Annotated in this window: 23 protein-coding genes and 1 riboswitch; of the genes, 8 read left to right on the plus strand and 15 right to left on the minus strand. The window is 49.0% G+C overall.

What is annotated here, in order from left to right; all coding sequences use genetic code 11:
• Nucleotides 1–87 precede the first annotated feature (87 nt).
• From ON064_RS03625 to ON064_RS03635, 3 genes are all read right to left on the minus strand, one after another.
• Entirely contained in the window at nt 88–870 is a 783-nt protein-coding gene (locus ON064_RS03625) for a cytochrome c oxidase assembly protein (protein WP_274623660.1), read from the minus strand.
• A 4-nt stretch (nt 871–874) separates the two neighbouring features.
• A complete protein-coding gene (locus ON064_RS03630) occupies nt 875–1,354 on the minus strand; it encodes a DUF2243 domain-containing protein (RefSeq protein ID WP_274623661.1) in 480 nt (159 codons plus the stop codon).
• Nucleotides 1,355–1,419: 65 nt separating this feature from the next.
• Nucleotides 1,420–1,848: an Hsp20/alpha crystallin family protein gene (locus tag ON064_RS03635; RefSeq protein ID WP_274623662.1), complete on the minus strand. Its 429-nt coding sequence runs from the start codon at nt 1,846–1,848 to the stop codon at nt 1,420–1,422.
• Nucleotides 1,849–2,217: 369 nt separating this feature from the next.
• On the opposite strand from ON064_RS03635, the gene ON064_RS03640 reads away from it, so the two are divergent.
• Nucleotides 2,218–2,415 carry a hypothetical protein gene (locus ON064_RS03640; RefSeq protein ID WP_058380680.1) on the plus strand — a complete coding sequence of 66 codons (198 nt, stop codon included), beginning with the start codon at nt 2,218–2,220 and terminating at the stop codon, nt 2,413–2,415.
• Here the strand turns inward: ON064_RS03640 and ON064_RS03645 are convergent.
• The 7 genes from ON064_RS03645 to ON064_RS03675 all read right to left on the minus strand — a co-directional run bounded on the left by ON064_RS03645 (nt 2,377) and on the right by ON064_RS03675 (nt 10,442).
• Complete coding sequence (locus tag ON064_RS03645) at nt 2,377–2,670, minus strand: hypothetical protein (protein WP_274623663.1); 294 nt, start codon at nt 2,668–2,670, stop codon at nt 2,377–2,379. The two genes, ON064_RS03640 and ON064_RS03645, sit on opposite strands and share 39 nt — an antisense overlap.
• A gap of 193 nt (nt 2,671–2,863) precedes the next feature.
• The gene (locus ON064_RS03650) at nt 2,864–4,378 is read right to left on the minus strand and encodes an AbgT family transporter (protein ID WP_274623664.1); all 1,515 of its coding nucleotides are present in this window, start codon (nt 4,376–4,378) and stop codon (nt 2,864–2,866) included.
• 21 nt (nt 4,379–4,399) lie between these two features.
• Nucleotides 4,400–5,713: a helix-turn-helix domain-containing protein gene (locus tag ON064_RS03655; RefSeq protein WP_274623665.1), complete on the minus strand. Its 1,314-nt coding sequence runs from the start codon at nt 5,711–5,713 to the stop codon at nt 4,400–4,402.
• A complete protein-coding gene (locus ON064_RS03660; RefSeq protein ID WP_274623666.1) occupies nt 5,697–6,944 on the minus strand; it encodes a M20 family metallo-hydrolase in 1,248 nt (415 codons plus the stop codon). The genes ON064_RS03655 and ON064_RS03660 overlap by 17 nt, the downstream gene beginning before the upstream one ends.
• A complete protein-coding gene (locus ON064_RS03665) occupies nt 6,937–8,250 on the minus strand; it encodes an amidohydrolase (protein WP_274623667.1) in 1,314 nt (437 codons plus the stop codon). The genes ON064_RS03660 and ON064_RS03665 overlap by 8 nt, the downstream gene beginning before the upstream one ends.
• An 11-nt stretch (nt 8,251–8,261) precedes the next feature.
• Nucleotides 8,262–9,437, minus strand: a complete 1,176-nt coding sequence (locus ON064_RS03670) for a M20 metallopeptidase family protein (protein WP_274623668.1) — start codon at nt 9,435–9,437, stop codon at nt 8,262–8,264.
• A gap of 213 nt (nt 9,438–9,650) precedes the next feature.
• Nucleotides 9,651–10,442 carry a hypothetical protein gene (locus ON064_RS03675; RefSeq protein ID WP_274623669.1) on the minus strand — a complete coding sequence of 264 codons (792 nt, stop codon included), beginning with the start codon at nt 10,440–10,442 and terminating at the stop codon, nt 9,651–9,653.
• 459 nt (nt 10,443–10,901) lie between these two features.
• On the opposite strand from ON064_RS03675, the gene citZ reads away from it, so the two are divergent.
• Nucleotides 10,902–12,020 carry a citrate synthase gene (citZ, locus tag ON064_RS03680; protein WP_274623670.1) on the plus strand — a complete coding sequence of 373 codons (1,119 nt, stop codon included), beginning with the start codon at nt 10,902–10,904 and terminating at the stop codon, nt 12,018–12,020.
• 157 nt (nt 12,021–12,177) lie between these two features.
• Entirely contained in the window at nt 12,178–13,638 is a 1,461-nt protein-coding gene (locus ON064_RS03685) for a protein adenylyltransferase SelO (protein WP_274623671.1), read from the plus strand.
• Nucleotides 13,639–13,701: 63 nt separating this feature from the next.
• Here ON064_RS03685 and ON064_RS03690 read toward each other — a convergent pair whose 3' ends face one another.
• Nucleotides 13,702–13,914, minus strand: coding sequence for a hypothetical protein (locus ON064_RS03690; RefSeq protein ID WP_274623672.1), 213 nt, complete (start codon nt 13,912–13,914; stop codon nt 13,702–13,704).
• A gap of 182 nt (nt 13,915–14,096) precedes the next feature.
• Nucleotides 14,097–14,201: riboswitch (TPP riboswitch) on the plus strand.
• A gap of 80 nt (nt 14,202–14,281) precedes the next feature.
• On the opposite strand from ON064_RS03690, the gene ON064_RS03695 reads away from it, so the two are divergent.
• A complete protein-coding gene (locus ON064_RS03695) occupies nt 14,282–14,887 on the plus strand; it encodes a YkoF family thiamine/hydroxymethylpyrimidine-binding protein (RefSeq protein ID WP_274623673.1) in 606 nt (201 codons plus the stop codon).
• 119 nt (nt 14,888–15,006) lie between these two features.
• Here the strand turns inward: ON064_RS03695 and ON064_RS03700 are convergent, their stop codons facing one another.
• From ON064_RS03700 to ON064_RS03710, 3 genes are all read right to left on the minus strand, one after another.
• Nucleotides 15,007–15,426 (minus strand): sporulation protein, encoded by a 420-nt coding sequence (locus tag ON064_RS03700; protein WP_274623674.1) that lies wholly within the window; start codon nt 15,424–15,426, stop codon nt 15,007–15,009.
• A 67-nt stretch (nt 15,427–15,493) separates the two neighbouring features.
• On the minus strand, nt 15,494–16,684 hold the full coding sequence (locus ON064_RS03705; RefSeq protein ID WP_121297486.1) for an AI-2E family transporter: 1,191 nt from the start codon (nt 16,682–16,684) through the stop codon (nt 15,494–15,496).
• 57 nt (nt 16,685–16,741) lie between these two features.
• The gene (locus ON064_RS03710; protein WP_121297487.1) at nt 16,742–17,686 is read right to left on the minus strand and encodes an LCP family protein; all 945 of its coding nucleotides are present in this window, start codon (nt 17,684–17,686) and stop codon (nt 16,742–16,744) included.
• Nucleotides 17,687–17,921: 235 nt separating this feature from the next.
• Between ON064_RS03710 and msrA the strand changes: the two genes are divergently transcribed.
• Nucleotides 17,922–18,452 carry a peptide-methionine (S)-S-oxide reductase MsrA gene (gene msrA, locus ON064_RS03715; RefSeq protein ID WP_274623675.1) on the plus strand — a complete coding sequence of 177 codons (531 nt, stop codon included), beginning with the start codon at nt 17,922–17,924 and terminating at the stop codon, nt 18,450–18,452.
• A 159-nt stretch (nt 18,453–18,611) separates the two neighbouring features.
• Nucleotides 18,612–18,911, plus strand: a complete 300-nt coding sequence (locus tag ON064_RS03720) for a hypothetical protein (RefSeq protein WP_274623676.1) — start codon at nt 18,612–18,614, stop codon at nt 18,909–18,911.
• On the opposite strand, the gene ON064_RS03725 is transcribed toward ON064_RS03720, so the two are convergent.
• Nucleotides 18,895–20,067 (minus strand): MFS transporter, encoded by a 1,173-nt coding sequence (locus ON064_RS03725; RefSeq protein WP_274623677.1) that lies wholly within the window; start codon nt 20,065–20,067, stop codon nt 18,895–18,897. The genes ON064_RS03720 and ON064_RS03725 overlap by 17 nt on opposite strands.
• A gap of 86 nt (nt 20,068–20,153) precedes the next feature.
• On the opposite strand from ON064_RS03725, the gene ON064_RS03730 reads away from it, so the two are divergent.
• Both ON064_RS03730 and ON064_RS03735 read left to right on the plus strand, forming a co-directional pair.
• Nucleotides 20,154–20,387: a hypothetical protein gene (locus ON064_RS03730; protein WP_058380663.1), complete on the plus strand. Its 234-nt coding sequence runs from the start codon at nt 20,154–20,156 to the stop codon at nt 20,385–20,387.
• A gap of 106 nt (nt 20,388–20,493) precedes the next feature.
• The coding region (locus tag ON064_RS03735) for an ABC-F family ATP-binding cassette domain-containing protein (RefSeq protein WP_274623678.1) at nt 20,494–21,280 on the plus strand (787 nt) is incomplete at its 3' end.

Consider the following 21,280-nt stretch of genomic DNA (forward strand, 5'->3'; position numbering starts at 1 on the left):
CATCATTTTGCCGTTTTCGCCCGGTGCTACCGCAAACAAACCAAATCATGGCCAATTAAAAAGCCATCTCCTGAAAGGAAATGGCTGTCAAACCGCACGGGCGATTCGACCAGGGGCGGTGGCTTTATACCAGCTATAGCAAAAAAGGATGATAAGGGCCAGATCGATAACATCTCCGCCATAGTACATGATCAGCGCTCCCATTTCCCCGTCACTGGTCGTGATTCCAGCAGGTGGCATGGCGTAAAGCGATTTCGCCAACACTTTATGGCTTGCTAGCGCCACAATCAAGACCGCTGCGCGCAAACGGAACGAATGCCGATGGGCAGTTAGGTCGGTATATAGAATCGACCACGTGAACATATATCCTGCCAACAAAATATGAATATGGACCAAAGCGTAAACCGCTGTCGATTGATGCATCAAGACGAATAAATCCGTTTTATACAAAATAAACAAGCCACCGAAATTTAATAAAGCGGTGCTGGCGGGATGGCTTGCGACTGCAATGAATCGACTATTCAATAGGCGGCTCAGGCGCCGTGCGGATGTGGTCGGCAACCCTCTCATCACCAAAGTCAATGGTTTGCCGTGCAGCAATAATAACGGCGCCAGCATGCCGAGCAACAAATGCCCGGTCATATGGGTGGCAAAACTTGTGTGTGCTGCATCCGCTAAAGGACCGACTAATGAAGCGCCTGCTGCGATCACGCCAACAAACCAAAATATGTAACGGTGCATGGGCCATTTTCTATAACGTTCGTTGGTCCATATCGAAAGCATCGGGTAAAACATCAGGGCCCAGGCAAGCAATAACGCCGCTGTTAGCTGAAACCAAGGTTCTATGGAGCCGAGGTAATGATGTATCATCGCTTTATGCGGACCGCCTTTCCTTGGCGGATTTTGCAAGGAACAATCCCGCAATAAGCAAAGCAGCGCCAAACAAATTCCAGCTCAAGTCATAAGGCCACAATTCGACCTGATAGCGGACTTGGTGGGTCCTGAACACTTTGTGGTCAATAATCCCGTCAAACAGCTGGAAAGCCCCTGCACCCATAAGGACTGAGGCAATCCAATACCGCATGCGGACTGCTTGCCGCCTTCTCAAGTCTGCAAACATGAAGAGCCCGCCGATCGCTGCAAACCAGGCAAAAGAATTCAACAAACCATCTGCAAAAATACCGATTTGAGGTGTCGCCAAATCATAGAAATGATGCCATTGAAGCAATTGGTGGAAGATTACTTCATCAATGAACGCCATCGAGCCGATCCCGAACAATATGCCGGACCAGAAATTCCTCTTTTGGAGTTTGTGGGCCGTTTCATCTGTGATAGCCTGTTCCTTACTTGCCATATATGCCCCTCCTTTTTTCTATGCTATTCTTAGCTCAATGAAAAAAGAGCCTCTGGCCGGGCTCTTTACTCGATCTCGATGCGTTTGCCATTGCCGGAGTCTTTTTCTTCCGGCTTTGGCACAGTTAATTGCAAGACACCATCTTTAAAGTTTCCTTTAATGGCTTGTTCATCGACATCCCCGACGTAAAAGCTGCGCTTGAACGAACCAAAAGAACGTTCTTTACGGATGTAATGGCCTTCGTCTTGCGAAGTTTCCGAGCTTTCTTCTTTTTTTCCGCTAATTGACAGGTAGCCGTCTTTGAAATCGACGTGGATGTCATCTTTTGAGAAACCCGGCACATCGACTACCACTTCATACTGACCGTTCGCTTCTTTCACATCGACTTGTGGGTAATTGCTTTCCTTGAAGAATCGGTCAAAGAAATCCGAATCCAAATCGCTTTGGAATAGTTTCGGGAAGAAATCCTCTCGTTTTCTGGGCATGAACTTCATCAGTCTTCCTCCTCGATCGCCGATTATTTTAAACAAGGCCAGAGACTCTTCGCTATAATTGGTGCTGTTACTGTGAATTATAGGGGGTTTTCACAAAAAGTCAACCAGTTTTTTACCAATTCCCAATAGTTTGACGAAAACTTTCATAACTCCCCTCCACCGGCAAAAACGGCCGCATTATTCCTTGTCGCAGACTCGGCAGCACAGTACTTGCGTTAGGTTTTTATCATATTTGGCTTGCTTATAGGTTTTGAACAGAAGATGGGTTTAAAAAGATACGATTACAGGAATACTACAGAAAGCATATGTGTACTACTCATAATGATTTCCCTGTTATAATGGGAGATATTACTGAAGGAGATGATAGCGATGGAAATGGGTACGATTAAAGGTTCGAGCATGATGGTGAAAGTAGTGCGTTCCCTTATGGAAGAAGGCTGGTCTTTTACACCGAACGAATTGGACATCATCGTCCGCGCCGAACATCCTGAAACTGGCGAATCCATCTCCTTCCCTTCATTCGGGAGCTTAAAAATGTGGCTTTACGAAAAAGGGCTTAGCTATTAACTGAAAAAGCTGCCCCTCTGCCGAATCGGCAGCAGGGACAGCTTTTTTGTTGGTCATTTCAAGTTCATTAGCGGCAATTCGGGTCGCGTACAGGTTAGACAGACGGTTGAAGAATTGTTGGCTTTTTGCATAGCGAAGCATTGACGCCTTGTTTTCGCAGTTCGGAAACGATGGCGTCGTGGTTTTTCTGCACGCTTCATACGATTCATCTAACATCCTTTTTAAATGCTTCATTTGATTGGATTGACGGTTCATTCGACACACCCTCCACTCGGATGACTTCCTAGACCAGTATACAGGGCAACTATGAACAAACTATTAACAAATGGAAAAAACTTTTTAAATAAGCGGTTTTTCTTAATCCGCGCCACGTAAGTCCCTGCCTATTCACCTTCTCGAGTCCTGGCTTTTTAAAAAAATCCGCCTGCAAAAAGGCGGATTTTTTCTTTTACATACGCAAGCTGATCCCAGGGCCGATTGGCAGCCCAGTCAATGCAAAGATGATCATCATGACCAGCCATACCCCGAAGAAGATGAGACTGTACGGCAACATCAAGGAAATCAAGGTGCCGAGTCCCGCTTTTTTGTCGTATTCGCGCATGAAGGCGAGCACAATCAAAATATACGGATTGAGCGGCGTAATGATGTTCGTCGATGAATCCGCAATGCGGAATGCCAACTGGACAAATGCCGGATGGTAATCCAGCAGCATGAACATCGGGATGAAGATCGGCGCCATCAACGCCCATTGTGCGGAGCCGCTGAAAATCAATAGATTCAAAAGGGCTGCAAGGACGCTGAAACCGACCATGACCGGCAAGCCCGTCATATTGATGCTCGTCAAGAATTCCGCGCTGTTGACGGCGAGCCAGATGCCCAGGTTGCTCCAGTTAAAATAACTGATAAACTGGGCTGCGGCAAAGATCAAGACGATATAACCGGACATGTCCTTGATGGCATCTCCCATATAAGCGGGAATATCTTTAGATTCAGTGATTTTCTTGACCGTGATGCCGTATGCGACAGCCACTGTAATGAAGAAGAACAGGATGATCGGCACGATGCCAGATAGGAATGGCGACGGGATGATGCCGCCGTCTTCGTTTCGGACAGGCGAGCCTGGGAAGAACAGCAGCAAAGCGATCAAGCCGATGTAAACGGCACCTGCAATCACGGCATTCAATAAGCCTTTGTTTTCCTGTTTCGTCACCGGTTCAAATGAATTATCGGCTTTGCCTGTGTATGTACCAAGGCGCGGTTCGACCAATTTTTCGGTAATGATCGCCCCGACAATTGCCATGACTATGACCGATGCACTCATGAAATACCAGTTATCGACCGGCGTTACGACCATAGTATCATCGATGGCTCTCGCAGCTTCTGTGGAAATCCCGGATAGCAGTGCGTCTGTACCGGTAATCAGGATATTCGCGGTGAATCCTGCGCCGGTTCCGGCAAAACCTGCCGCAAGTCCTGCGAGCGGATGCCTCCCGACAGAAGCGAAGACCATTGCCGCAAGCGGCGGCACCAAGATAAAGGCAGCGTCTGAAGCCAAGTTCCCCATGATGCCCGTGAAAATGACCGCGTAAGTGATCAGTGATTTCGGTGCATTCAAGATGGATTTTTTGATGGCGGTCTCCATCAGCCCGACTCGTTCAGCCAAACCGATCCCGAGCATCATGACGAGCACGAGCCCGAGTGGCGCAAAGCCGGTGAAGTTATTGATCGTCTCTGCCAGGATATAACGGATCCCTTCCCCTGAAACGATGCTTTGAATCGCCAGTTCCTCGCCCGTTCCCGGATGGACAACGGTCGTCCCGAGTGAACTGACCAGCCAGGACAGCAAAACGACAAAAACTGCTAAGTATACAAAAATGAAGAATGGATCGGGCAAGCGGTTGCCCCACTTTTCAATAAAATTCAAAAATCCTTTTTTGTCTTGTTGTTCTGTCGGTGTTGCCATTCCCATTCCTCCCTTTTCGTTTTATGCCCCGAATAACAAACGGTACAATTTCCGCGGCCGGCCGCGACGCCCGGCTTCTTCTCCTGCCACTTCCGCGAGGCCGATGTTCTCGAGCTCCGTTAAGATCCTGCGCGCATTGCGTTCTGTGCTGTTCATCCATTGCGATAATTCCAACGCGGTAAGTTCAACTTTCGCGTAATGGTGGGACAATGATTCAATGCGGGAAATGACGGTCTGGCTGATCGCTGCACCGTTCAGCGCTTCCTGCCACTTCGATTCGGAGCTGCGGCGGCTGTAGCGGAGACGCTCGCCTGATGAGTTGATTTCCGTGACTTTTCCACCTTCGTCGATATTGATGACCACGCCGTTCTCTTTTTCTCGGGCGTAGTCAAGCGCCAAGCGGACATTCTGCTCCGAGTCCGTGACGGTCCGGCCATAGCCGATGCCGATCCGCACCTGGAACTTGCTGTTGGCAAAAATCTCTTCTTTCAGCTCTTCCGGATGGTGGGATTTGCTGTAAAGTTCCAATTCTCCGCGAGTCGTATAGATGAAGTAAATGCCATTGCCCATCCCGACTTTTGAGCCTTTGACTTCTTCGGCAAAATCGATGAGCACCCGGTTCATCGCCAGTTCCTGGCGTTCAATCTTGAACGGCGTCTTGCGTTGCTGCGCTTGGCTCGGGTAGATGATTTCGATGCCAATCATCGCCAATTGCTTCATGCGGTACAAATCCGACAGGCTTCTTTCCTTGATGACTGAAATCGCGCGGTGGGCGGCCAGTTCCGATACGCTAATCCGGTATACTGGCACACCGCGCTCCTTCAAGCCGCTATAGGCGGCGTGTACGCAAGTGAGCGCTGCTTGAATGTGCCCGGAGCGGTACAGTTTCTCGTGGTAATCGATCAATTCTTCTGCTGGGATATAGCCGAGCTCCGGCGCGGTATGGATCTCCAATTTTTCCAGATCAAAATCCTTGAGCATTTTCAGCACTTCGCGGCGCGGAACCGAATCGACGCTGATGCTCGATAACACAGCGCCTTCTTGCATAAAGGCATCGAGCATCGTTCCGAGCAGACTTGACCCGTGCAGCAGGATATAATCCGCATGATCCGCATCGATTAATTTTTCTTTCAGCGCAAAATGATAAGGCGCCGGTCCTGAAAAGAGCCAATGGCCTATGCGTGCTGAATGTTGGTTGATGATGTTTTTCGTTTCTTCCGTGTGCTGGTAAATGAAGGGGATGAGCTCGATGCCTTCTAAGCTGCCAGCTGCTTTCATCGTTTCATTAACCGAATCGTTCGGCCCGATCAGCCCAACTTTAACAATCTCTCTCATTTGCAGTGGCCTCCATCAAGAAGCGGGACAATAATTCGACGCCCATCTTCAAATCTTCAGCAGTGGCAAATTCGTCAGGGTGATGGCTCAGCCCATCCTGGCAAGGGATAAACAGCAAGCCGCTTGGCCAAGCTTGCGCCATGTTCATGACATCATGACCTGCGCCGCTGTCCATCCGATGCGCCAAATAGGCCTCGTGGTCGCCGGCATCGACCAATTGCTGGGCGATTCCGTCATCGAGCAACACGGATGGATTGTCAACGAGCACTTCGATATCGATCTTTACGCCTGTCGTTTCTTCAATGCGCTTCACTTCGCTCTGTATGGCATCTGCCATCTTCTTTTTCAGTGAATCATCCACACTGCGGATATCGACGCCTGCCGTGACCGTTTGGGGAATGACATTCATTGAATTCGGCGATGATGTCAAGGTCGACACGGTCGCCACCAATGATTTGTCGTAAGCATCGTTCATTTGAAGCGCCGTCTCCTGGACGAACGAAATGAACGGCGCGGCAGCTGCCAGCGCGTCTTGCCTTTGGCCCATCGGTGTCGTCCCTGTATGTCCCGCTTTTCCATTGAACGTGACCGCTAAACGCACCGGGCAAGCGACGCCTTTGACGACCCCATAATCTTTTTCATGATTGACGATATGCATCCCTTGTTCGATATGCAGCTCGACAAAGCATTGTAATTCGTGTTTCGAACGCTTCGCATTCACCAGGTCTTGCCATACAAACCCTTGGCTTTCGACCGCTTGCGCGAGCGTGATGCCGTGTTGGTCTTCCAGTGTACCGATGGACGGATCCAATATTCCGCTCATTGCTTTGCTGCCGATTGTCGAGACCCCAAAACGCGACGATTCTTCCGAACGGAAGCAAATGACTTCGATCGGGCGCTGCGGTTTAAAATCGGCTTCCTTCAACATCTTGATGGCCCCGAGCCCGCATACGACGCCTGCTCCCCCGTCGAACGCGCCGCCGTTTGGCACAGTGTCGAGGTGGGACCCTGTTGCTACTGCTGCATGCCCGCCCGCAACATTCCAGCGGGCGATGGCATTTCCTGCGGCGTCTTCTGTAACAGCGAGCCCCAGTTCTTCGGCAATCGCTTTAAAGACTTCGATAGCCGCTGTTTCTTCCGTTGTATAGCCTTCCCGCGTAAACCCTTGCGGCTGGACCAGTACATCGCTTAAATTCATCCGTTGCAATTGCTCAACCAGCCAGTTATTCACGGGTTTCGTCCTCCTTCAGCAAATGATCGGTCGTCCGGATCAATGTTTCCAACCCTGCCGTCAATGCCTGTTCCTCGTAATCAAAACGCGGGTGGTGATGACCGGCCGGCAATGGACTGGCAAAAATCATAAATGTCGCTTTGCCGCCGTATTCACGGACGCGTTCCATCATATAAGTGACATCCTCGGAGGCGCCGATCGACAAATACGGCACAATGTTCAATTTAGACGCGGCGCAGGCACGTTCCACGATGGCGGCGAACTCGAGATCTGCGTCAGCAGAAATCGCTTTTCCCATATGCTCGATTTCCAGTTCAACATCAAACATCGCTGCACTCGCCTGTAGGATGCGCAATGCATTTTCCTGCATGTATTCATCCAACTCGTTGGTCTCGCCCCGCGTCTCGATTTCCATCAACGCTCGATCGGCGATGATATTGCGTCCCGATCCCGCGTGCAAGGTGCCGACATTGACGCGCGTCGCCCCGTCTTTATGGCGCGCAATGCCGTGCAAATTCATGGTGGCGGATGCCGCTGCGAGCAAAGCATTGCGCCCTGCGTTCGGCTCTAATCCGGAATGCGCCGATTTGCCGTTGAATTTCGCATTGATTTTGGAACTTGCCAAAAACTTTGATGTAGCTGCTGCGACGGTCCCAGACGGCAAATTATGTATACCGACATGGCCGCTCAGGAAATAATCGGCATCGTCCAACCAACCTTTATCGACAACAGCCTTCGCCCCTCTGCCGCCTTCTTCGGCTGGCTGGAAAATAATCGTGTATTTGCCCCGAAGATGGTTTTTTTGTTTTGATAGGTATTCGGCCAGCCCGAGCCCGATTGCGGCATGGCCATCGTGGCCGCAGGCATGCATCATGCCGGGGACATCTGAGCGGAATGCTTTCTTAGCCGGAACATGGCCTGAAGTATCGTCTTCTTCGATCGGCAAGGCATCGATATCAAAGCGATAAGCGAAATTCGGCCCTGGCTTCCCGGTATCGAGTACAGCAGCAAGCCCGGTATGCCCACCTTTCATCCGCTCCAAAAAATCAAGCGGGATGCCATAGTCGAGTGCGCGTTGTTCCTGCTGTTTCAAAAATTGCACGTCCGGCACGCCCATTCGTTCATCGCTCGTTAAAAAATCGGTGCCATAAAACAATTCAAAGCCTTTACCAGCCAATTGATCGCTTAACTCATAAGTCGTCACATATTCCGCAAATCCAATTTCGGGATATTGATGCCGTTTGCGCCGTTGTTTGATAAGATGCGGTTCGATTTCTTCCATAAACCGCTCGATAGCATCTGCCATGTCCATTCCTCCTAGTTATTCAATTCCGCGAGTACATCAAGCGCCGCCTGAGCCATCAGGCCGGTCCCGATCGACAATGCTTGTTCATCGATCATAAAGCCCGGGTCATGAAGGGGCTTTTGGGTCTCTCCGACTGATGTGCCGAGCCAGTAGTAAACGCCTTCGTATTTTTTCAAGAAGCGCCCGAAATCTTCCCCTGCCATGCTGCCGATCACTTCAGGAACACCTTCCGCGCCCAATTGCTTTGTGGCAGAGTCACGGACCACTTCAGCCCAGCGTTTCGTATTGACCGTAGCGGGATATCCATCTGAATATTCGATTTCACACGAGCCACCCATCATTTCGGCGGTGCCTTTGACGACTTCGTGGAATCGTTTTTTCAATAATTTCTTTGTTTCGTCTGATAATGAACGGATTGTGCCTTCCAATACCACACTGTCTGCCACGACATTATAGCGGTAGCCTCCCGAAATTTTTCCGATCGTGATGACGCCAGAGTCCATCGGGTTGGCGTTTCGGCTAATAATGGTCTGGATGGCCGACATCACCTGGTTGGCGATGACGATGGCATCAATTGTTTGATGCGGCATCGATGCATGGCCGCCTGACCCGTGGATCGTGACGTGGAACCGATCAGAGTTCCCCATGATCGCCCCATCAATGACGCCGACTTGACCGGCAGGAAGTCCAGGCCATACGTGCTGTGCCAATATGACATCCGGCTGGTATCGATCGAACACGCCGTCTGCCATCATTTGCTCTGCTCCTCCAGTCGGCGCATTTTCTTCGGCTGGTTGGAAAATGAGCAATACCGTACCTGCGATTTCATCTTTTTGTTGCTGGAGCAATTTCCCCACTCCCAATAGCATCGCTGTATGTGCATCATGGCCGCATGCATGCATTTTTCCATCGACTTTGGATTTAAACGGAACGTTTGCTTTCTCCGTAATCGGCAAGGCGTCAATATCGGCGCGTAAACCGACCGTTTTCCCGGGCTTGCCCCCTTCAATGACGGCCAGTACACCCGTTTTCGCATATCCAGTAAAGTAATGGATGCCATATTCATCGAGCTTTTCTTGTATTTTTTTCGAAGTTTCCATTTCTTCTCCGCTTAGTTCAGGCTGTTCGTGGAGATCCCGGCGGAACGCACGTATTTCTTCAAATAATTCTTCTGCTTGTTGTTTCATGGCTGTCACCTGCTTTTCGTATTTAAGGAAATAAACCTTAATCATTCCGTTAATAGAAAGTGTACCGTACTTGCCTTATGAAATGCTACCCCCCATTTTGATTTTTCTGAATATCCTTTCAATGAAAAAAGAAGCCTACGCTGCTGCGAAGGCTTCTTTAAAAGTTGAACTATCATGGGATTACTGAACGGTTTCAAAGTATAGAAAGGAAAATCAGCCATATAAAACCGCAAATTGATTTTTACGCTGCTCGATAACGTTGAAAATCTCACAATCATGTACTTCGTTGTATTTGATGCCAAGCGTTTCCAGGTATTCCGCCAGTTCGGCGTAAAGCTTCTCATAGATTTCCATAAAAGCCGGCTCGGTGAGTTCTCCGATCGTTTTCATAAAATCATCCACCTGTTCTGTATCACCCGCTTGCCTCATGACATACAGCTCACTTAAGGTATGGATCAAATGGCGGAATGTGCCTGTAATGTATGGGGTAGAAAAACTTTCTTCCTTTTTCGCCAAGACAAACGGCAAGCTTCTCAAAAACATATCCGCTGATCCTTCCAGCCCGTGCCGGATTACTGAACTATGGACTTGGCAGAAATATGTTTGCCAACATTGGTAACTGTCGCTTTTATCCAACTCCTGCCATTCGGCGTGCCGCCGGATGTCCATATTCTGTTTAAAATGCTCGATCGCCTGGCCCAGGACAAAGGCAATCAAAGGAATTGAGTCATTTCCCGATATTTCGATGCCAATGATGCTTTTGACGCCAAACGGATGATGGACGGCTTTCTTGCCGTCAAACTCATCGTCGATGATGCCGTATTCAGTGAAGATCGCATGGCTGAAATCTTTGCGTTCATTGTAAAAGAAAAGAAGTTCAATTTTATCTTTGAAATTAAATGGTTTATATGCTGTTTTCGCTTTTTTCACCATAGCCGGAATGTCCATTTTCGGCTCTCCATCCATCAATTCGATATAGCGGATCCCTTGTTCCGTAGTTTTCAATGGTTTAACTCCTTCTGTGTATGTCCATCTTTCGCCATTTTTCAAGTCATTTCCATACTCAATTGGTTAGCCCTATTATAAGAAAAAGCTTTTCAAAAACACAAGCAAGAGCTTTTTCCCTTTTTCCGTGAAATATAAACATTCCCGTGGCTAAACGGAGTGATCGCACGCGCTGGCACGCTTGAACTCTCCATAAGCTTAACTGTATCATTTGATGCAGAAATTTTTAAGCATTCACTCTTTCAAACTATCAATTAACTGCCTCAAGCCGTTTTTCCGTGTTTCAGCTCATCAACCCCTGCTGTTTGCTTATTTCCTGTAAACTTACATAATAATCAGTTAAATTCAGTCGTCAAAGGGCAGGTTTTTATTTTTTGAAACTAGATGAAAGCGCTTTAAAAAGCGGCACTTAAAGTCCCCGACCGGCAACCAGAATGATCAAAAAGGAGAGATTTTTTTATGACAGCAACAACAAAAGGTTTAGAAGGTGTAGTCGCAACTCAATCGGCGATCAGCTCGATCATCGATGACACACTTACATACGTCGGCTACAACATCGACGATCTGGCGGACAACGCCAGCTTCGAAGAAGTGATCTACCTGCTTTGGCACCAACGTTTGCCAAAAGCAGATGAACTCGCGGAGCTAAAACAACAGCTCGCTGACAACATGGCGGTGCCGCAAGCGGTGCTCGACCACTTCAAGACATACGACATCAAACACGTCCATCCGATGGCGGCACTGCGTACAGCGGTCTCCATGCTCGGCCTCTTCGACGAAGAAGCAGAAGTGATGGAACCGGCGGCGAACTACCGCAAAGCCATCAAAATCCAGGCGAAGATCTCGACGCTCGTGACGGCATTCGGCCGCATCCGCGCCGGCAAAGAACCGATCCAGCCGAAAACGGATTACAGCTTCGCAGCGAACTTCCTGTACATGCTGTCTGGCGAGGAGCCAAAAGACATCGAAGTCGAAGCGTTCAACAAAGCGCTTGTCTTGCACGCGGACCACGAACTGAACGCATCGACGTTCACGGCACGTGTGGCAGTGGCGACATTGTCCGACGTTTATTCTGGCGTGACGGCAGCGATCGGCGCCTTGAAAGGACCGCTTCATGGCGGCGCCAACGAGCAAGTCATGAAGATGCTCACAGAAATCGGATCCGTCGACAACGTCGAGCCGGTCATCAACGAAAAACTGGCGAACAAGGAAAAAATCATGGGCTTCGGCCACCGCGTCTATCAACAAGGCGATCCGCGTGCGAAGCACTTGCGTGAAATGTCGAAAAAGCTCACTGAGCTTCGCGGCGAATCGAAATGGTACGACATGTCCGTCAAGATTGAAGAAATGGTGACAAGCGCCAAACCGCTTCCGCCAAACGTCGATTTCTATTCGGCTTCGGTCTACCATTCCTTGAACATCGAGCATGATTTGTTCACGCCGATCTTCGCGGTCTCCCGTGCGTCGGGCTGGCTCGCGCACATCCTGGAACAATACTCGAACAACCGCCTGATCCGCCCGCGTGCGGAATACATCGGGCCTGGCATGCAGACTTACGTGCCGGTTGAAGAACGTTAAATCGATTAGCACAAGCTTGAGCCTCCCCTTCAATTGGGTGTATGGCTCAAGCTTTTCTATTTGCACGAGCCAGCCCGCTATGGTTGTTTCAAGGATTTCATTACGGCTATAATAATATAAAGACATGCCCCACAACTTGTAGATAGGAGGCGCTCCCATGAATTACACAGAAACCGGCTGGAAACTGCAGAATAGTTATGCAGGCCTGCCGAAAACTTTATATGCCCCGATGGAGGCCAATCCGGTTTCATCGCCTAAATTGGTTATCGCAAACCGAGCATTGGCAAAATCACTTGGCCTGGACCCAGCACGGCTAGACAGCCCTGAATCACTGCAGATATTTGCAGGCAATCAATTTCCTGAAGGCAGCTTCCCGCTCGCCCAAGCCTATGCCGGCCATCAATTCGGCCAATTTACGATGCTCGGCGACGGCCGTGCCATCTTAATCGGCGAACAGCAAACACCGGATGGCGAGATTTTCGATATCCAATTAAAAGGCGCCGGCATCACGCCTTTTTCCAGAAGCGGAGACGGCCGTGCGGCACTCGGGCCCATGCTGCGGGAATACATTATCAGCGAAAGCATGCATGCGCTCGGGATTCCAACGAGCAGAAGCCTTGCAGTCGTGTTGACAGGAGAAAAGATCCAGCGCTACTCTGCAGAGCCTGGAGCGATCCTGACGCGGGTGGCCTCAAGCCATATCCGTGTCGGCACTTTTCAATTCGCAGCGAAATACCGTTCGACTGAAGATTTGAAAGCTTTGGCGGATTATACGATCGAACGGCATTTCCCAGACATCACCGGGCCAGACCGCTATATCGAATTATTCCGCCAGACAGCGCAGCGGCAAGCTTCACTCATCGCGAAATGGCAGCTCGCCGGTTTTGTCCACGGCGTCATGAATACGGACAATATGGCGATCAGCGGCGAAACGATCGACTACGGCCCATGCGCTTTTCTGGACCGCTACGATGAATCCGCGGTATTCAGCTCGATTGATGCTGGCGGTCGTTATGCTTATCGCAATCAGCCGCTCATCGGAGGGTGGAATTTAGCGCGTTTTGCAGAGTCTCTGTTTCCTCTTTTAGATGAGATTCCGGAAAAACAGGCCTTGTCGTCTCTCCAAGGAGCGCTTGAGGAATATGTAAGTTCAGAAAAACAATTGTATTTAGCAGGCATGCGCGAAAAACTGGGCTTGTTTACCGTAGCGCCAGGAGATGAACAATTAATCGATGACTTGCTGGCATTGATGCACGACAAGCAAGCGGATTATACCAATACATTCCGTTTCTTGACCTTCGAAGCAGTGGAAGAGCCCCAACTGGCAAACGACGCGGCTTTTAAAGATTGGCATAGTCGTTACAAAGCCCGTCAGCAGCAAGAAGGCCGCTCCGCACAAGAAATCCTGGAATTGATGAAAAGCCGAAATCCGGCTGTCATCCCGCGCAACCACCGCGTGGAAGCGGCACTGGAAGCGGCAGCGCAAGGCGATTATGAAGTGATGGAAAAGCTTTTGGATATCCTTCGAAATCCATATGCCCATTCCGAAGAACAGCAGCCCTATACGGCCCCTCCACCGCCTTCGACGCCTCCATACCAGACCTATTGCGGAACATAAATCAAAAAAATCCCCTGCCTTTTCATCGGCAGGGGATTTTCTCTATTGCGCTTGTCAGATCGATCATTGCCCGTCTGTGACTTCAGTAACACTGACCATTTTGACTTCGTCCATCTTGAATTGGTAATACGTATCGTTATCGCCGATAAATTCGCGGAAATCATCCGCATCCAGACTGCTGACTGCTTGCTTCGGGGTATCGGCTTCGACGGTGCTGACCGCTTCGACGCCTGCGCCGAAATGATAAACGACACGGAATTTTTTGGTTGATGCCATAATAATTGGATTCCTCCTCAAATGCTTGTCTGCTTTAGGTTTACCCGATTTTTTAGGGAGTATTCACCACAACGATTATTTTCTTATTGTCGATGAAAATAGTAGAATCCCTTTACTTGGAAAAGCATTTGGCTTAGACTTTAGCCATCGGGCAAACCCGACACTTAAAACCGCATACCGTTTTTCTGCACTAGGGGTGCATGTTTTGCTGAGATGAGAGCTTTCGCTCCGATCCCTTATGACTCGATCAGGTTAGGACCTGCGTGAGGAAGTGCGGTGACTTTCCGACATGACTACGAAGTAAGGTAAAGTGGCTGCATCTTTACGGATGTGGCTTTTTTGTGCATATTTTTAGGAGGGATTCTAAATGGAACCAACTTCATGCGGCACCAGTCCAATCGTCGGATTTCGCTTTTCCTTGCATCCGATGAGCGGCAATTTTATCAAGATCATCAAAAGCGCGTTAAAGGACACCGACACATCCAATGTGTGGATGCAAACCGATGATGTCTCCACCGTCATCCGGGGCAAACAACAGCATGTCTTCAATGTTGCGAAGGCGCTCACTCTTCATGCGGCGAAGACAAAGGAACATATCGCCCTGTCCGGCACCTTATCAGCTGGATGTCCTGGAGATACCGCGGGTAATGTGTATTTGGAGGCGCCGGATGAACCGGCAAACCAAGACAGCAGCAAGCAATATGTTTCATCCCAATTCGCGCTTTACCCGATGAACAACCCCGACTATATGGATGTCATCTACCGCGAAGTGGAACGTGCAAAAGAGTTCGGTGTATGGAACGATTCCATGCACTACGCTAGCGGCATTCACGGGGATATCCATGAGGTCTTCTCTTTTTACGAAACGTGCTTTTCGAGCGCGCGCTCCGCTCAATATCCCCACCTCGTGATGACCGTTTCCATGAGCATCAACAGTCCTTCACATAAAACGGGCGCTGAAAATTTTTCTTAAAGAATAAATTACCTTGTGACCCTAAATGTTGGCCATACAAAAACAACACCCCGCAGTTGGATCGTTCTCTGCTGGGAGTGTTGTTTTGGTTAACATAATAAGATTATCATCAAAGATTTTTAACTGTCGATTTTGCCGTAAGTGATTTCGTCCTCATCCTGTACATCGACGCCGTTTTTGACGTGGACAATGGTCCGCAAGATCAATTTGGCATTCACGTTCTCCAGTACCCATCGCTCATCCGGGACAATTTCAAATTGCTGCATGACGGTGTTCTTCGATTTTACCGATCCCGCAAATTCCAAACTCTGTTTGGCAACTGGCGTTTCATAAAAGTCGAAATCACTGTCCTCCCGGTAATCTTCCACTAAGCGAATCACTTGCAGTTCGATATAATCGATTTCCTGATCGCCGCTTCCTCCATCCAAATAGACGGTCCCATTCAATGTTTCGCCTTCTTCAAGATGCGGCCTTTCCACTACAGTGTCCACTTTGATCGAACCAATGCCGATCGAAGATAAAAAGTCTTTGAATTTCATAAAAATCTATACCCCCAAAATTTGATAATTCTCCATACCACTTTTTCCTTACCTCTAAACGGCACTCTTAAAGCTCAGTGTAATCGTATTGTTTATCCAAGTCTGTCTCATAGCGGTTATAACGCCGTTTGAACAACTTGTACAGATGGCTGACGATGACCCGCAGCAACGCATACATCGGGATCCCCAAAATGACCCCGACGACGCCAAACAAGGAGCCTGCCGTCAATAGGACGAAAATGATCGTGACAGGATGGATGTACATCGTCTTGCCCATTACTTGCGGCGAGATCAAATTACCCTCCACCAGCTGCACGACGGTCCACACAATCGCCAGTTTCACGAGCATGAACGGCGAGGTAACAAGCGCAATGATCGCAGCGGGCGTAATCGCGATTGCTGGACCGATATAAGGAACGATACTGGTCACCATCGCCAAGGCGCCAAGCAGCAGCGCATAATCCATGCCGATGATCAAAAAGCCGATATAGACCATTACGCCGATGCAGAATGCCACGATGAGCTGGCCTTGAATATAGGCCCCCAATTGCTTGTCTGCATCCTTTAAAACTTCTCTTGTATCGTCGCGGAACCTCGGCGGCAACAGTTTCAGGAAATAGTCCGGGAGCTTATCGCCATCTTTCAATAAATAGAACAGGATAAACGGAACGATGACAATCGACAAGATAACGCCCGTAATGGTTGAAATCCAGCTGGTGACGCGCGAAATGATGCCTGTCACTGTCGCTTGCAATGTATCCGCGATGCTGGTCGGCAAAGTGGCAATCAACGCTTCGATATTGAAGCTTGAATCCCGGTAATAATCACCGACAAAGGAATTGCGCAAGAACTGGTCGATATTATTCAATAAGCGCATGAAATAATCCGGAAATTCCTCGATCAAGTTCTGGAACTGGTCCCTTAAAAATGGAAACACAAGGACGCTCAACAACGTCAAGAGCCCGATGCCCCCAAGGAAGATAATGAGAATGCCCCAAATTCTCGGGATCTTGAACCGTTCCAGCAACCGCAACACCGGCCGCAGCAAATAAAATAGGATAAGCGCCAGGACGACCGGCAAGACGACCGTTTTCATGAATACATTGAGTGGGTTGAAGATGAACGACACTTCCCTGAAGATGAACACGACAAGCCCGATTAAAATTAAAATCAATAAAGTAAAGAACGTATTCCTTCCGCCCAGAAAGCGGATATAGTTGGTAGCGAAAAACGGCGGTCTATTGTCATCTGGCGGCATGGCGATCCCCTTCTTTATACAGGCTTCTACCTGTAGTTTACCATATTATCTGAAAAATTAGTTGAGTGGCTGAGACAAAAATTCTTCCAGCGCACGGCGGTTTTGCTCTATATCAATTTCCAGGACAGAGCCCGCTTGCGGATAATTCGCATAGCTATAGCCGCCTTCCACTGGAATCGTCAAGCGTTCGATTTCCCCGCTGCCGCCGGTTCCGAGCTGTGTCGCCAATTTGATTTGGTCGACCAAAGGCATATCGGTCTGCACATAGCCTTGTGCCGCGCCTGCTAGTTTTGGCAGTTTCGGGATTGACGATACGCTGATCAATTCATCTTTCAATGCGGCAATTACTTGCTGCTGACGGCGCACACGGCCGAAGTCGCCTTCATTATCCGAACGGAAACGCGCGTAGCCTAGCAATTCCTGGCCGTTCAACTGCTGGACGCCAGGAGACAACGTCACGCCGATTTTCTCGGACATTTCTTTTTCAACGTCGATTTCAACACCGCCTGGCGCTGCGATATCGACGAGCGTTTCAAAGCTCTTGAAGTCGACCAGCGCGTAATTGTGGATTTCGACGCCAAACATTTCACGCAATGTCGATGCCAGCAAGTCGACACCTCCCAAATAATACGCGGTATTCAATTTATAGGATTGGTAGCCAGGAATATCCGCATAAATATCTCGCATAAACGACGTAATCTTCACTTCATTGTTTTCACGGTCGTGAGTCACCATCATCATCGTATCCGTACGGGACTGCTCTTCCCCACGCGAATCCACACCGAGCACGAGGATATTCTGGTACCCGCTGTTGTCTTCGTCTCCTGAAAATGGTTCTGGTTCAATTTCGGTTTCACCGGCTATGTTCTGCCCCTGTTGGTATTGGATGAAAAAGTAAATTCCCGCACCGAGCAATAAAATGATCAATAATAAGAAAAGTTTGCCTCTCGGGCGGAAACGTTTGCGTTTTCTGGTCTGCCTCGTTTCGTATTGTTCTTCCATGATGTTTACATTCCTTTCTGAGCTGTAGCAATTGATTAGACGCACATGAATGAAGCAAGGTTTCCCCTTACAACACGTTTTTATTGTCTGTGCTAGGCTGGAGTGGTAAAATTCTTCTTATTCTCAGGCGCTATTCCCCATCCCCAGTCAAACATCCAGCTGGCTGATGCCCAAAGCTGCGTGCATTGTATAGGGATGGTGGCTGCCAGTTTAATAAATAGAGGGAGGCAATCCGATGTTTGAAAAAGCAACATTCGCTGGCGGCTGTTTTTGGTGTATGGTCAAGCCTTTCGATCAATTCGATGGCATTGAATCCGTGGTTTCTGGATATACAGGCGGCCATTTGGCGAATCCTTCATACGAGCAAGTGAAAAACGGCTATTCCGGCCATTTGGAAGCGGTCGAAATCACTTTCGATCCAGCGGTCTTCCCGTACGAACAGTTACTGGAAATTTTTTGGCAGCAAATCGACCCAACCGATAATGACGGCCAGTTCCAAGACCGCGGGGCTTCCTATCGCCCGGCTATTTTCGTCCACAATGAAGCGCAGCGGCAAATGGCGCTTGCTTCCAGAAAACAGCTCGACGCAAGCGGCCGTTTCGATAAGCCGGTCATCACTGAGATCCAAGATGCTGAGCCTTTCTATCCGGCAGAAGACTATCACCAGGATTTCTACCTGAAAAATCCTGAACATTATGCCCAGGACCGCGCCGAATCCGGTCGCGATGAGTTTTTAACTGCTGTGTGGAAGAAAGCCGACGCCTAATGCGCCGGCTTTTTCTAGTTGTATAAAACTGTGAAAAAATCTAAATCATTTTCACGCTCCACATGGCTTCCATATTTTTCATTGACAGATTATTCACTTAGTTTAAAATCAGGATACGCGGGTATTCCCGCCATACTGCGTTAAACAGGAGGCTTCCCTATGAAATGGCTCAGCACATTGGACATCTTTTTCGTGCAATTAATTCTTTTTCCGCCGTTTGTCATTCTGCTTGGCGTCGCATCCGCTATCCTAGCCAGCCGGATATTCATCGGGCCCCTCATCACGCTCATTACAGCGCTTGAACTGAATTATTGGTATTTCTCAACTATCCTTCCAGAGGCGGAGATCCCCCCGATGATGATTGCTTCATGGGCAATCCTGTTCCCGCTTTTGTCGCTTTATTTTTCATGGATGGCGCTGGCCCCGCCCAATAAACAAACCATTAAGGCTCTCGATTGAGCAAGTAAGCAAAAAAGATCATGAAAAAGACGAATGCCAAGAACAACCATAAACTAATATCGTGGTTTCCTGTCTGGTCATAAACCACTCCGATGATAAAAGGCATGAATGCCGAAATTAAATAACCGCCGGACTGGGTCATGGCAGCCCAACTATTGGCTTCGTCAGCAGAATCCGTCGCATCGAGCGGCAAAAGCAACGCGATCGGGAATAGACCACCAAGCGCCACGCCGATCAAAGCGGCTGCCAGCCACACCGACCAAGTTCCTGCAAACATCAACAATAGGATGCCGGCAGTCCCGAACGCAAGCACTGACAATACCCACAGGAAGCGATTCGGATAACGGCTGAATAGCAGCGGGATCGAAATATTGCAGATAATCTGCACCGCCGTCATGACGGTAACGACCGCTCCTGCCGACAGCACGCTCAAGCCCTTGTCGATCGCAATGGGCGCGAGCCATGTCAGCATCGAGAAAAAGAAAGCAGATTGGAAGCCGAAGAACAAAAGCATATACCAAGCCTTCACATTTTTCCACGGGCTTCCGCTGATCGGCAATGAATCATCCGGCAGTTGTTCTGACTTTGCGTCCACTTCAGGCATTCTCAACCATACGATAAGTGCGGCGAGTGCCAAGCCTGACCAAACCGCAAGCCCCGCCGGCCATCCAGAAGCGGCATAGACGACACTTGTCAATCCTGCGGCTAGTGTCGCACCGAGCCCCATGCCGAACGAATAGACCCCGATCAAGGAAGCTGTCCGGGTCGGGAAATCCCGTTTGATCATCGCAGACAACATCGGCCCGATAATGGCGATCGCGATGCCGATGAAAAACGAACTAAGCAATAAATTGAAATAACTTGGCCAAAAGCCGCGCCCTAAAGTAAAAATGCCGATAACTACCAGTAAAAAGCCGATGGAACGCTTCAAGCCGAAACGCCGGTTGAAGACGATCGCAAACGGCGCGAATAGCCCCATGCATAGGACGGGCACAGCGGTCAATAAACTGACTTGTCCATTGGTCAGCATGAGATCCGAGCGAATCGGCTCGAGCATCGGGCCGATCGAAGAAATGGCCGGCCGCAAATTGAGTGCCACTAAAAGAATGGCAAAAATAACGGCAGTCAATGCTGATTTTGTTCGAATTCTCCTCATATTTTCTCTCTCCTTATCCCTCAGCACCAAACTTGTGTTCCTGCCGCTCCGTCCCTTAAAATAAGACTGGAAAGGCGGGTTGCTGGATGAAGCTCATAAATTGGAGCTATGCAAAACGATACAATATTAAAGCCACTTTTGATGAATTTCCGCACGTTGTCGTGCTGTTCCGTCAAATTGGCGGCTATTACTTTATTTACTCGATGAAAGGCCTGACGCCAGAACATGTTCCGGGCAGGCGCGAATATGTACAAATGGAGTATCTCCTGAATAAAGAACTCGGCCAATTGGATGCTTATCTCCGCAGAAAAAGCCGCTAAAGCTTTTCCTTTATTAGTTTAGCCGACACGGGCTTTGAACGCTACCGGTTTAGGGCGTATTCGTGTTATACTATTCATATTGTGAATTTTAGGAGGACGAATAATAATGATAGCAGTAAATGATGTATCTTTGCGTTTTGGCGACCGCAAACTATTTGAAGACGTCAACATCCAGTTCAACCCAGGCAATTGCTACGGCTTAATCGGAGCGAACGGCGCCGGTAAATCAACGTTCATCAAGATTCTTGCCGGCGAACTTGAAGCACAATCCGGCAATGTCTCTATGGGCTCTGGCGAACGCCTCGCCGTATTGAAGCAAGACCACTTTGAGTACGAAGAATATGCAGTTCTTGAGACAGTCATCATGGGCCATAAAAAGCTCTACGAGGTCATGTCCGAGAAGAATGCCATTTATATGAAAGAAGACTTCTCTGACGAGGACGGCATGCGTGCAGCTGAACTTGAAGGCGAATTCGCGGAACTGAACGGCTGGGAAGCTGAATCCGAAGCCGCCATCCTTTTGCAGGGCCTTGGCATTTCCGAGGATCTCCACGACAAGAAAATGGCGGAACTCTCCGGGTCCGATAAAGTCAAAGTTCTTTTGGCACAAGCTCTATTCGGTAAACCGGATGTTCTTCTTCTGGATGAGCCGACCAACCACTTGGATTTGAAAGCCATCCAATGGCTTGAAGAATTCCTGATCAACTTTGACAACACTGTCATCGTTGTATCGCATGACCGCCACTTCCTTAATAAAGTATGTACCCATATCGCCGACCTCGATTTCGGGAAAATCCAGCTCTATGTCGGCAACTACGACTTCTGGTATGAATCCAGCCAATTGGCAACACGCTTGGCATCCGACCAGAATGCGAAAAAAGAAGAAAAAATCA

This window comes from Planococcus sp. A6, from assembly GCF_028823615.1.
Classification (GTDB): Bacteria; Bacillota; Bacilli; order Bacillales_A; family Planococcaceae; genus Planococcus.